This window comes from Natronorubrum thiooxidans (assembly GCF_900156475.1).
In the GTDB taxonomy this organism is placed as follows: Archaea; Halobacteriota; Halobacteria; order Halobacteriales; family Natrialbaceae; genus Natronorubrum; species Natronorubrum thiooxidans.
In genome coordinates this window covers 327,967-340,011 of the sequence record NZ_FTNR01000001.1, presented here as the reverse complement: position 1 = coordinate 340,011, position 12,045 = coordinate 327,967, and the positions used below count along the sequence as shown (strand labels likewise).

General features: G+C 63.3%; 13 protein-coding genes and 1 tRNA gene. 9 read left to right on the top strand and 5 right to left on the bottom strand.

Features of this window, described 5'->3' with window-relative positions:
* Position 1: 1 nt before the first annotated feature.
* Positions 2-565: a DUF420 domain-containing protein gene (locus BW940_RS01785; protein ID WP_076607459.1), complete on the bottom strand. Its 564-nt coding sequence runs from the start codon at positions 563-565 to the stop codon at positions 2-4.
* A 248-nt stretch (positions 566-813) separates the two neighbouring features.
* Positions 814-898, bottom strand: a tRNA-Leu gene (locus BW940_RS01780).
* 138 nt (positions 899-1,036) lie between these two features.
* Between BW940_RS01780 and BW940_RS01775 the strand changes: the two genes are divergently transcribed.
* The 6 genes from BW940_RS01775 to BW940_RS01750 all read left to right on the top strand — a co-directional run bounded on the left by BW940_RS01775 (position 1,037) and on the right by BW940_RS01750 (position 6,690).
* The gene (locus tag BW940_RS01775) at positions 1,037-1,567 is read left to right on the top strand and encodes a helix-turn-helix domain-containing protein (RefSeq protein WP_235847760.1); all 531 of its coding nucleotides are present in this window, start codon (positions 1,037-1,039) and stop codon (positions 1,565-1,567) included.
* 92 nt (positions 1,568-1,659) lie between these two features.
* The gene (locus BW940_RS01770) at positions 1,660-2,898 is read left to right on the top strand and encodes a mandelate racemase/muconate lactonizing enzyme family protein (protein WP_076607457.1); all 1,239 of its coding nucleotides are present in this window, start codon (positions 1,660-1,662) and stop codon (positions 2,896-2,898) included.
* 167 nt (positions 2,899-3,065) lie between these two features.
* Positions 3,066-3,719, top strand: coding sequence for a bifunctional 4-hydroxy-2-oxoglutarate aldolase/2-dehydro-3-deoxy-phosphogluconate aldolase (locus tag BW940_RS01765; protein ID WP_076607456.1), 654 nt, complete (start codon positions 3,066-3,068; stop codon positions 3,717-3,719).
* Positions 3,720-3,984: 265 nt separating this feature from the next.
* Positions 3,985-4,206, top strand: coding sequence for a hypothetical protein (locus BW940_RS01760; protein WP_076607455.1), 222 nt, complete (start codon positions 3,985-3,987; stop codon positions 4,204-4,206).
* Positions 4,207-4,333: 127 nt separating this feature from the next.
* Positions 4,334-5,401: a glucose 1-dehydrogenase gene (locus BW940_RS01755; RefSeq protein WP_076607454.1), complete on the top strand. Its 1,068-nt coding sequence runs from the start codon at positions 4,334-4,336 to the stop codon at positions 5,399-5,401.
* Positions 5,402-5,451: 50 nt separating this feature from the next.
* Positions 5,452-6,690, top strand: coding sequence for a mandelate racemase/muconate lactonizing enzyme family protein (locus BW940_RS01750; protein WP_076607453.1), 1,239 nt, complete (start codon positions 5,452-5,454; stop codon positions 6,688-6,690).
* A 19-nt stretch (positions 6,691-6,709) separates the two neighbouring features.
* Here BW940_RS01750 and BW940_RS01745 read toward each other — a convergent pair whose 3' ends face one another.
* On the bottom strand, positions 6,710-8,614 hold the full coding sequence (locus BW940_RS01745) for a glycoside hydrolase family 15 protein (RefSeq protein ID WP_076607452.1): 1,905 nt from the start codon (positions 8,612-8,614) through the stop codon (positions 6,710-6,712).
* 175 nt (positions 8,615-8,789) lie between these two features.
* Between BW940_RS01745 and BW940_RS01740 the strand changes: the two genes are divergently transcribed.
* The 3 genes from BW940_RS01740 to BW940_RS01730 all read left to right on the top strand — a co-directional run bounded on the left by BW940_RS01740 (position 8,790) and on the right by BW940_RS01730 (position 10,624).
* Positions 8,790-9,866 (top strand): S1C family serine protease, encoded by a 1,077-nt coding sequence (locus BW940_RS01740; RefSeq protein ID WP_076607703.1) that lies wholly within the window; start codon positions 8,790-8,792, stop codon positions 9,864-9,866.
* A 147-nt stretch (positions 9,867-10,013) separates the two neighbouring features.
* Positions 10,014-10,187, top strand: coding sequence for a protein translocase SEC61 complex subunit gamma (locus BW940_RS01735; RefSeq protein WP_076607451.1), 174 nt, complete (start codon positions 10,014-10,016; stop codon positions 10,185-10,187).
* Positions 10,187-10,624, top strand: a complete 438-nt coding sequence (locus BW940_RS01730; RefSeq protein ID WP_076607450.1) for a transcription elongation factor Spt5 — start codon at positions 10,187-10,189, stop codon at positions 10,622-10,624. The genes BW940_RS01735 and BW940_RS01730 overlap by 1 nt, the downstream gene beginning before the upstream one ends.
* Positions 10,625-10,889: 265 nt before the next feature.
* Here BW940_RS01730 and BW940_RS01725 read toward each other — a convergent pair whose 3' ends face one another.
* Positions 10,890-11,282, bottom strand: a complete 393-nt coding sequence (locus tag BW940_RS01725; protein ID WP_076607449.1) for a cupin domain-containing protein — start codon at positions 11,280-11,282, stop codon at positions 10,890-10,892.
* 256 nt (positions 11,283-11,538) lie between these two features.
* The gene (locus BW940_RS01720) at positions 11,539-11,826 is read right to left on the bottom strand and encodes a DUF7565 family protein (RefSeq protein ID WP_076607448.1); all 288 of its coding nucleotides are present in this window, start codon (positions 11,824-11,826) and stop codon (positions 11,539-11,541) included.
* Positions 11,827-12,045 lie beyond the last annotated feature (219 nt).

Below are 12,045 nucleotides of genomic sequence, written 5' to 3'. Positions count from 1 at the left end.
CTCAGTAGACGCCGTGCAAGAGCACGTAGACGACGATACCGAGCGAGAAAGAGATCAGCCACAGGCTTGCCGCGAGCCGGCCGACGCGGGCGTGGCTGGTGTGGTACAGCTCCGTGATGGGCCGTGAGGCGGCGAGCAACAGTGCGTAGTAGACCAGCGGCACACAGATGACCGCCAGCAGGATGTGAATCGCGAGCACCGGCAGATAGACGAACTGGTAGATGACATCGGGGCCGGGAAACGGCTGTGGGCCGCCGGTTGCGACCAGCCGATACAGATAGAACGTCAGGAAGGCCACGAACAGTCCGAACGAGGTGACCATCGCAACGCGGTGTCGCTCGACGTTTCCGCGGCGGATCGCTCGCCAGCCCAGCGTGATCGTCCCGATCGCCGTGATGCTGATTGCGACGTTGAGGTGGGGAATCGCGTCGAGGAACCACTGGGGCGCGGCCGGCACCGCCGAGGCCGGAATCCGACCCCCTGCCGCCGCGAACACCACCGCAAGCGAGACGATACTCAAGACAGCGGTGAGAGCGGTGACGCGCTCTCGAGGAACGTACTCCATATGTCGTCGTTCGACCGAGACAGGAAAGGGGTTGCTGTCCGCGACGACGCGGACGGCTTGGGAGGCGATTCGCTGTCAGCCGTCGCTTGTCGCGTGTGGCCTGCCTCGAGGAACGACGCTGTTGCTGTGTAGTGTAGTTTCCTCAGAAGTTATGCGTGGGTGATGTCCGCGAAGGGAAATCACCTGCATCGTCGTGCTCGGCGGTTTCACCGCCTTGCGGTTCGCGGCGCGTCGCGCCGCGCATGCGATGCGTGGGACCGGATTTGAACCGGCGGACCCCTACGGGACAGCGCCCTCAACGCTGCGCCGTTGGCCTGGCTTGGCTACCCACGCTCGCGGTCTCTGTCTTGCTGCACTCAATCGTAGCCACGGGTATTACAAAAGCCCTTTCTTTTCATCCCGCCCTGCGCTGGGATGACACGGGACCGATCGGAGCGGAGATTTGAAATGCGGCAGTTGCCAAAGAATACCATGGCTAAGTATTCAACGGGTTCGTCCTCCGGCGGCGGCGGGACGAACTGCGAACTCTGCGGTGCCGAGAGCGATTCGCTTCGACTCGCCTCTGTTGCGGGTGCCGAACTCGAGGTCTGTCCGGACTGTGCACCACACGACGACAATCAGAGCCGTTCCCACGGAAGCGGGGGCCAGCGCGGATCCCAGGGCGGCCACGGTGGCTCGAGCGACGGGCCGACTCGCAAACAGAAGGCTGCCCAGAACGCCGCCAAAGCGAACCCTGTCTGGGACGGCGACTCCGAACACTGGGAGAAAGACGGGACGAATTACAACGAGGATCCACTGCCGTATCTCGTCTCCGGCTACGGCGAGACGCTGATCGAGGCCCGCCGGGATGCCGGACTCCAGCGCGAGGAACTTGCCGAGGAACTCGGCGCACGCGAAAAGGACATTCTCGCGGTCGAACAGGGGCGGGCGACGCAAGCCGGCATCGGCGGCGGCTTGATCGAGGCGCTCGAGGAACAACTGGATGTGACACTGGCCGAGTAGGGGCGATAACGCGGCGGCTATGGACTGCGCTCGCTCGTGCCATCGGCGACCGTGGTGAAACCTATTATTAGTGTGGTGGTGATCGATCCGGTATGGGAGTCGATTACACACAACTGCGTGATCCGAACGCGGAGTATACGATGCGCGATCTCTCCGCGGAGACGATGAACGTCACGCGAGAACGCGGTGCTGGCCGGGATATCGAGATCACGGACGTCCAGACGACGATGGTCGACGGGAACTTCCCGTGGACGCTCGTGCGGGTTTACACAGACGCCGGCATCGTCGGCACCGGTGAGGCCTACTGGGGCGCGGGCGCGCCCGAACTCATCGAGCGAATGGCACCGTTCCTTCGTGGCGAGAACCCCCTCGACATCGACCGCCTGACCGAGCATCTCGTCCAGAAGATGTCCGGCGAGGGGTCGATTGGTGGCGTCACCGTCACTGCAATCTCGGGCATCGAGGTCGCGCTCCACGATCTGGCGGGCAAGATCCTCGAACTCCCGGCCTACCAACTACTCGGGGGAAAATACCGTGACAAGGTTCGGGTCTACTGTGACTGTCACACCGAGGAAGAGGCCGATCCAATCGCCTGTGCTGACGAAGCAGAACGCGTGGTTGAAGACCTCGGCTACGACGCCCTGAAGTTCGATCTTGATGTCCCCTCGGGCCACGAGAAAGATCGTGCGAATCGCCACCTCCGGGCGCCCGAAATCGAGCACAAAGCCAGTATCGTCGAGGCGGTCACCGAACAGGTCGGCTCACGGGCTGACGTCGCCTTCGACTGTCACTGGACGTTCTCGGGGGGCAGCGCGAAACGCCTTGCCGAGCGTCTCGAGGAGTACGATGTCTGGTGGCTCGAGGACCCGGTGCCGCCGGAGAACCACGACGTCCAGCGGGAGGTCACGCAGTCGACGACGACGCCGATCACCGTCGGCGAGAACGTCTATCGGACACACGGCCAGCGCCGGCTGCTCGAGGAACAGGCCGTCGACATCATCGCGCCGGACATGCCCAAAGTGGGCGGCATGCGAGAGACGGCCAAAATCGCTGATCTCGCGGATCTCTACTACGTCCCCGTCGCGATGCACAACGTCGGCTCGCCCGTGGCGACGATGGGGAGTGCCCACGTCGGCGCGGCGGTCTCGAACACGCTGGCCGTCGAGTACCACTCCTACGAACTCGGCTGGTGGGCGGATCTGGTCGAAGAGGACGTCATCGAGGATGGGTATATTGAGATTCCCGAGCAACCGGGGCTGGGTGTCACCCTCGATATGGACGCCGTCGCCGAACACATGGTCGAGGGCGAGGACCTCTTCGACGACGCGTAGCGTCCTCACGCTGGACAGTCGCAGCCCTGTATTTCGACTGTGAGTAAATTTATTGATACAGAGCGCGAACGGATCCCCATGATGAGACGGCTGTCCACAGACCTGCGAGCAAGCGGCCAAGCGGCGACGCCACCGGAACCACACCAGCCCTCGAGCGGAGGGGTTCGATGACTGACGCGCGTAGTATCAGGGATCGGATCGTCGACGGCGGCGTCATCGCCGTCCTCCGTGGCGTCGACGAGGACGATATCGTGCCGGTCGCGCGGGCGATCCACGACGGCGGCGTCGCCGCACTCGAGGTGACGGCCGACGGAAAACGGACAAGCGAGAAGATCACGGCCATCGACAGGGAACTCGCCGACACCGACGCCATCGTCGGCGCTGGGACGGTCCTCGACGCCGCAACTGCACAGTCAGTGATCGACGCGGGCGCAGAATTCGTCGTCTCGCCACACACCGACGCCGAGATCGTTCGCACCTGCAACCGACACGGCGTGCTCTGTGCGGCGGGCGTCATGACGCCGACGGAGGCCGTAACCGCGATAGACGCCGGTGCGGACGTGCTCAAACTGTTCCCTGCATCGTCGATGGGGCCGGGTCACATCGGTGCGCTTCGGGGGCCGCTCGGCGACGTCGACGTCATTCCGACCGGTGGGATCTCGCGTGAGAACGCCGCTGACTACCTCGAGGCCGGCGCTGTCGCCGTCGGCGCGGGTGGTGCGATCGTCGACGACGACGCCATCGCCGCCGGCGATATGGAGCAGGTCCGAGAAACGGCCGCCGCGTTCGTCGACGCCGTCGACGACGCGCGCAGCGAGTGATCCGAGGGCGACTCGAGTCGCGGGTTACTCGCCGCGCTCCGGCCGCCGATCGGTAGTGACTCTCGGTGGCCCGGCATCGGTATATCCACCACGAACGCGAACCGCCGTTTGTCCGAGCCGCAACCGAGATCAGAACGACACCACGGACGTCCCACTACACTCGATTTTGACCGGGAACGCGCTACCTCGATCGAATTCAGCCGCGAACACCGGCCAGATTATGATCGAGAATATGATATTTACTGTCGGTCGACCATCGCTATTCATGAATGCGGCGACGGCGGCCAACGGACCGGCCGACGTGATCAGTTCCCCGTTGAACGACCGTCGAAATCGGCAGCAGACTCGACGGCTGACGCTCGAGGACGAGGGATCGTCCGACTATGGCAACTGTCACCGGCTCCGGAGATTGCGTGTCTGGTTAGATTACATTCCGGGTAGCGTCGTTCTCGGCGGCGAAAACGCGATCTACGGCGGTCGCGCATGACGCTTCGCTCGAGTCCCACGATCGATCGTGTCTGTTTCCGGAGAGGTACTGTCGGTCGCGCAGCGCTGTTCAAACATTTACTACGGATAGGGTAAATCTTTTATCGACTGGCAGCCTTACTCGAGATATGAAAGCGATCGCTGTCGAACCCGGGGCCGGGGAACCCGTCCTCGTCGAGAAACCCCGTCCCGAACCGTCCTCTGGCGAAGCGCTCGTTCGCACGCTTCGCGTCGGCGTCGATGGGACCGACCACGAAGTCATCGCGGGCCACCACGGTGCGCCACCCGAGGGTGCAGACCGACTCGTGCTCGGGCACGAAGCCGTCGGCGTCGTCGAGGACCCGAACGGGACCGACCTCGAGGAAGGTGAGTTCGTCGTCCCGACGGTTCGGCGCCAACCGAACGGGACGAACGAGTACTTCGAGCGCGGCGAACCCGACATGGCTCCCGACGGCCAGTACACCGAGCGGGGCATTGTCGGCGCGCACGGGTTCATGTCGGAGTATTTCACCAGCCCGGCGGAGTACCTCGTGTCGATCCCCGACCGACTCGCCCCGCTTGGCTTTCTGGTCGAGCCGATCAGCATCTCCGAGAAGGCTATCGAACACGCCGTCGCCTCCCGTTCGGCGTTCGAGTGGGACCCCGAATCGGCGCTCGTCCTCGGGAACGGCTCGCTCGGGCTGATCACGCTCGCGATGTTCGAGACGGTACTGGACATCGACCGCACCTACTGTCTTGGCCGGCGCGACCGCCCGCATCCGACGATCGATATTATCGAAGCGCTCGGCTCGACGTACATCGACTCCCGCGAAACGCCAGTCTCCGAGATTCCGGACGTGCACGAACCCGCTGATCTGATCTACGAGGCGACCGGCCACGCCAAACACGCCTTCGAGACGGTCGATGCGCTCGCTCCGAACGGCGTCGGCGTCTTGCTCGGTGTCCCCGAGCCCTGGGAGTTCGAAGTCGACGGTGGCCGACTCCACCGCGAACTCGTCCTCCACAACAAGGCGCTGCTGGGGACCGTCAACTCCCACCGTGGCCACTTCGAGTCCGCGGTCGACACCCTCTCACAGCTCCCCGAATCGTTCACCGACGACCTCGTTACCGGCGTCTACGGCCTCGAGGAATTCAACGCCGCCTTCGAAACCGGTGACGACATCGTAAAGACGGCGGTCGAATTCGACAGCGTCTAATCTCGGCAGAAACGGAAATTATTACTACTTTCGAAGTTAGTATTCAACGCATGGGTGTCGATTACACGCAGTTACACGACCCGAACGCGGAGTATACGATGCGAGACCTCTCTGCGGAGACGATGCAGGTCACGCGCGAGCGCGGCGACGGCCGCGACGTCGAGATCACGGACGTCCAGACGACAATGGTCGACGGCAACTTCCCGTGGACGCTCGTGCGCATCTATACTGATGTCGGGATCGTGGGCACCGGCGAGGCCTACTGGGGCGCGGGCGCGCCCGAACTCATCGAGCGAATGGCACCGTTCCTCCGTGGCGAGAACCCCCTCGATATCGACCGCCTGACCGAGCATCTCGTCCAGAAGATGTCCGGCGAGGGGTCGATCGGCGGCGTCACCGTCACTGCAATCTCGGGCATCGAAGTCGCGCTCCACGATCTGGCGGGCAAGATCCTCGAGGTTCCAGCCTACCAGCTCCTCGGTGGGAAATATCGCGACGAAGTGCGCGTCTACTGCGACTGTCACACCGAGGAAGAGGCCGACCCGATCGCGTGTGCCGACGAAGCCGAGCGCGTCGTCGAGGACCTCGGCTACGACGCGCTGAAGTTCGACCTCGACGTTCCCTCGGGCCACGAGAAGGATCGTGCGAACCGTCACCTCCGCGGCCCGGAGATCGAACACAAAGCGTCGATCGTCGAGGCGATCACCGAACGCGTCGGCTCGCGCGCCGACGTCGCCTTCGACTGTCACTGGACGTTCTCCGGTGGCAGTGCAAAACGCCTTGCCAAGCGTCTCGAGGAGTACGATGTCTGGTGGCTCGAGGACCCGGTGCCGCCGGAGAACCACGACGTCCAGCGCGAAGTAACCCAGTCGACGACGACGCCGATCACCGTCGGTGAGAACGTCTACCGCAAACACGGCCAGCGCCGCTTGCTCGAGGAACAGGCCGTCGACATCATCGCCCCCGACATGCCGAAAGTCGGCGGGATGCGCGAGACCCGGAAGATCGCTGACCTTGCGGACATGTACTACGTCCCCGTCGCGATGCACAACGTCGCCTCGCCCGTCGCGACGATGGCAAGCGCTCACGTCGGTGCAGCGATCCCGAACTCGCTCGCCGTCGAGTACCACTCCTACGAACTCGGCTGGTGGGAAGACCTGGTCCAAGAGGACGTCATCGAGGACGGCTACATCGAGATCCCCGAGAAACCGGGGCTCGGTGTCACCCTCGACATGGACGCCGTCGCCGAGCACATGGTCGACGGCGAGGACCTGTTCGACGAAGCGTAACCTGGCTGATGGCCGTCGGTTACGTCCCCGGCGAATCGCCACGGCGAAACAGCGTCTCGACGTTTTCGGGATCGAAATCCGCCGGCGTGACCTCGCCATCGCACTCGAGCGCCCGCGTCAGGTAGGTCACGCTGTTTATCAGGCCCAGGTGGGAGAACGCCTGCGGAAAGTTCCCCAGCAACTGGCCGGTTTCGGGATCGACCTTTTCGGAGTACAGGCCAAGCGGCGTCGCGTACTCGAGCAGGCGCTCAAAATACTCTCGAGCACGCGCGACGCGGTTCGAGAGGACAAGCGCGTCGACGAGCCAGAACGAACACAGGAAGAAGCCTTTTTGTTCATCACGGCGGATATCGCTGTCGACGAACCGGACGACGAGCCCGTCGTCAGTCGTGAGCCGCTCGAGGACGGCATCGATCGTCGCCTGCACGCGGTCGTCCGCCGGCGGGAGGAATTCGTAGATCGGAATCAGGAGGGCGGTCGCGTCGAGTGCCTCGTCGGTCTCGAAGTGCTGGACGAAACTGTTCGCCTTCTCACTGAATCCGCGCTCCTCGATGGCCTCACGGACGGCGTCGCGCTCTTCGAGCCAGGCATCGAGCGGTGCCTCGAGGTCGTTTTCGGTCGCGAGGGCGATACCGCGGTCGAGGGCGACCCAGCACAGGAGTTTCGAGTGGAGGAAATGGCGGCGCTCCTCCCGGAACTCCCAGATTCCGGCGTCGCGTTCGTCCCAGTGGTTACACACGTGGTCGACGATATCGCGGACCGCGCCCCACTCGTCGCCGGTGATCGTCGTTGCCGAGTCGAACTGCATCGTCTCGTAGACGGCCTGCACGATCGTCCCGTAGATGTCGAGTTGCTGTTGGGGGCCGGCAGCGTTCCCAATCCGGACGGGACCCGTCCCGCGATAGCCGGCGAGGTGCTCGAGCGATCGCTCCTCGAGTTCGTCGCCCGACTCGCCGTGGAGCCCGTAGACCGGCGTGATTGACGCCGGATCGGTGCGGGCGATGTCGGAGAACCACTCGAAGTACTCTCGCGCTTCCTGTGTGTGTCCCGTATCGTGTAGCGACTGGATGGTAAATTTCGCGTCGCGGATCCAGTTGTACCGGTAATCCCACGTACGGTCCGAGCCGATCGTCTCGGGGATCGACGTGGTCGCCGCAGCCGGAATAGAGCCGGTTTCGTGGTGGATCAACAGCTTCAACACGAGTTCCGAGCGGATCACCATCTCGTGCCAGCGTTCTAGCATCGAGTCCGGCGCGCTGTCGCGGCTGCCGACCCACTCGCGCCAGTAGCGTTTCGTCTCGTCGAGCACGCGCTCCTGATCGGCTGACGAGGCTGGCTCTCGACCCCCGTACTGCACCCAACACCAACACTGCTCGCCCGCCTCGAGCGAGACGGTTCCCGTCGCCGTCGTCGAGGTCGTGATCTCGAGGGTTCGCGCGAGTGGGCCGTCAGCGGCAAGCTGGAGCCGCTCGCCGTTGCCAGTCGCCAGCACGCCGTCGTCGGTTCGCTCGAGCGCCGGCTCGGTTCGCGCGTAATCGAACCGTGGCGCGAACTCGACGTCGAACTCGACGCGACCGCGATCGCACTCGAGATAGCGATAGATCGCCTGCTGGAACCGATCGTCGTCCGGCTCCCCGCCGTTGCACAGTGGCATGAAATCCGTCACCGTCGCCTGCCCATCGGCCGTCTCGAACGTCGTCTCGAGGACGTTTGTCCGATCGAGATAGCGGTGGTTCGATTCGTAGTCGGCGGTCGGGGACACGGCGAAGTGGCCGCCCCGCTGGGCGTCGAGAATCCGAGCGAAGACACTCGGCGACTCGAGGTGGGGAAAGCAACACCAGTCGATCGATCCGTGGCGACTGACGAGTGCACAGCGGTCATCGTTGCCGATGAGACCGTACTCACGAAGCGGTGGGTACTCCATGCGAGCGGGCAAAGTGGCTGGTGACGGTGACTGGTCAGCGAGCGTTCCGGGTGGTTCAACAACACAGACCAGCTCCAAGAAGCGTCGGCAGGCAGCGGCAGGGAACGGTCGCGTTCGCTGCCGGGATGGCCGTGCTGGCCAGTGTTTTATAATACTCGTCGGGGTGGCACTGTACGTGTCATCACCAACTCACACCCTTCCTCGGCGGCAATTCCTGCGATTGGCCGCCGGATCGACCGCGGTACTCGGTCTCGGCGGCTCTACAGCGACAGCGGCTCAGGACGATGACCTCGAGTCGGATCGCCGGTACGTAGACATCTACGAGGAGACGATCGACGACGTTGTGCTCGTCAACGTGTTCGGAACCGACGGCGAGATGGCTGGCGGACTCGGTTCCGGATTCGTCATCGACGACGAGCACGTCGTAACCAACCAACACGTCGTTCAGGACGCGAACGAGGTCGAACTCCAGTTTCGCGACGAGCAGTGGCGAACGGCCTCGGTCGTCGGGTCGGACGTCCACAGCGACCTCGCCGTACTCGCCGTCGACGACCTGCCCGACGGCCCCGACAGCCTCGCGTTTGCCGACGGAAAACCCGAAATCGGTGCGGAGGTGCTCGCGCTGGGCAATCCCCTGGGCCTCGACGCGTCGATTTCCCAGGGGATCGTCAGCGGAGTCGATCGCTCGCTCCCGAGTCCGACCGGGTTCTCGATCCCGGCGGCGATTCAGACCGACGCACCGGTCAACCCCGGCAACAGCGGTGGCCCGCTCGTCGATCTCGAGGGTGACGTCGTCGGCGTCGTCTTCGCCGGGGCCGGGCAGGCGATCGGCTTTGCGATCTCCGGGCTGCTCGCCGACCGCGTCGTCCCTGCACTCATCGAAGACGGTGCGTACGACCACCCGTACATGGGCGTGAACGTCTTGCCCGTCGGGCCACAGATCGCCGACGCCAACGACCTCGAGGAGCCACGGGGCGTGCTGGTCATCGACGTCGTTCCCGATGCGCCGGCGGACGGCATCCTCGAGCCAGCGGATGAGACGGAGCCCGTCGACGGAGCCCCCGTCCCCGTCGGCGGTGACGTGATCGTCGCCATTGCCGACCAGGAAATTCCCAATCAGGACATCCTCTCCTCGACGCTCGCGCTCGAGACGGCCCCCGGCGAGACGGTCGCGGTCGAGGTCGTCCGGGACGGCGAGCGCGAGACGGTCGATCTCACTCTCGAGCCCCGACCGGACGTCGACGTGCCCTGATACGGGCTGCTGTCGTCACTGACCGCCGATCACCGACACCATCGACCGCACAGGTCCGTTTATTGACGTTCTTGAGGACCGGCCACTCCGGGTTTCCCAGCAGACACGAAAGACAAATAAAAGACGCAGCGCTGTGTCTAGGCATATATGGACGTTCCGTACGACCTGACCTCGTACGTTCGGGTGTTGAAGATGGCGACGACACCCACGACTGAGGAGTTCCTTCAGGTGTCGAAGATCGCCGGTGCAGGAATCCTGCTCATCGGGTTGATCGGCTTCCTTATCGGAGTCGTGATGCTCGTCTTGACTGGTGGTTTCTGATGGGTATTTACGCAGTCAAGACCACGGCGAGCCAAGAGCGCACCGTCGCGGATATGATCATCAACCGTGAGGAGCCAGAAATTCATGCCGCACTCGCGCCTGATTCGCTGACCTCCTATGTAATGGTCGAAGCGGAGGGCAACGCCGTGTTGAATCGTGTCCTCGAGGACATTCCCCACGCCCAGAGTATCGTGCCCGGCACCTCCGATATTTCAGAGGTCGAGCACTTCCTCTCGCCAAAGCCGGACGTCGAGGGGATCGCCGAGGGCGACATCGTCGAACTCATCGCTGGTCCGTTCAAAGGCGAGAAAGCACAGGTCCAGCGCATCGACGAGGGCAAAGACCAGGTGACAGTCGAACTGTACGAGGCAACGGTTCCGATTCCGGTTACGGTGCGGGGCGATCAGATTCGCGTGTTAGACAGTGACGAGCGCTAACGCGCTCGTCAAGCAGTCAGCGCGGCAGAGCCGGGCTGAATACAGCGACGAACGGTAGCGAGTCGGCTGTTTTATATTACATGTTGCACGGAGCGGTGAGCGACCGACGTGAGCGAACGCGACGCAATAACATATCGGAGCGCGGTGGCTCCGATTTCGGTAACGGTGCGGGGCGATCAGAGTCGTGTATGAGACTCCGACGAGCGTGTGATACTGCACCCATGATAGATCGCACTGATCTCGTTGCCCGCGGCAGATGCGCCACCTACGAACTCTCCTCCACCTTCTCGCGGATGTGTTCGATAACCGCCCCGTGTTCGTGCTGTGGACTAAAGAGGACGACATCCGTGTCTTCGTCGGCCCGGACGGTATGTCCCGGTGGCCAGTAAAACACGTCGCCGCGCACGTCGACCTCCTCGCTCCCGTCGGTATAGGTGACGGTCAGCGCGCCGTCGACAATGTATCCCCAGTGGGGCGACTGGCAGAGATCGTCCTCGAGTCCTTCCAGTAGTGCGGTGATGTCGGTCCCCTTCGTAAACGTAAAATATTCCGCGGCGATGTGCCCGTAGTCGGCTGTATCACCGAACTCGGGTTGATGGCGAGCCACGGCATCTGGGGTATCGATCTTGACTGGGATGTCTTCTTTTGCTACTTTCATGTTTCCTCCAGTTACAGCGCTCAGTTCGGCCCGACGCCAGCCTGGCCGCACACCGAGCACCGTGTCCCCTTTCGCCGCGATCCATGATAGAGGTCCCCATATAGCATATTTTGAGAGCGTTCATCGACGGCCCCGCCTTTGGGGCCAGCAAGCGGACGGCTGTCTCGACTCGAGTGGCGACACCACGGCTGGGTGAGTCACCTCGCTCTGCCGACTGGGATCCGAGGCTCCAAAAGGGAAGTCAACGCGCGGGAGGTCACCGTTTCAGTTCGGTCGCGATCGCTTCCATATCCGCGACGTCGTCGATCTCTTCTAAGAGCGCTTCCCGATTGCGGACCTCCTCGGAACTCGCGCCGTAGGCGCGGACGTATTCGGCGCGGCTATGTTCGGTGAAGGCGTGTCGAATCGCGAGGTACCCGTCAGGGACGACGGTGCCACAGACTTTACACTCCTGTCGGGTGTGTTCGGTCGCTTGATGGACGATCGTCGACTCGACGTCCTCGAACACCGCATTACAGCCGTCGATTCCGCATTCCCAGGCCATTCACTCTCATTGAAGGCTTCGAGTGGCGTGCCTAATGATCTTTTCGCAGCCATCCGCCACAATCCGGCCGGACTGACCGATGGCGAGGCCGCTGTTCGTTCGGCACACCCTTCCGCAAGGACTCGAGTGCGCCCTGAACGACGCTTACCCACTCGTCGGGGGGAACCAGCGCCAGCGGGCGATCGATCGATTCATAATGATTGTTGTCATCATATCACT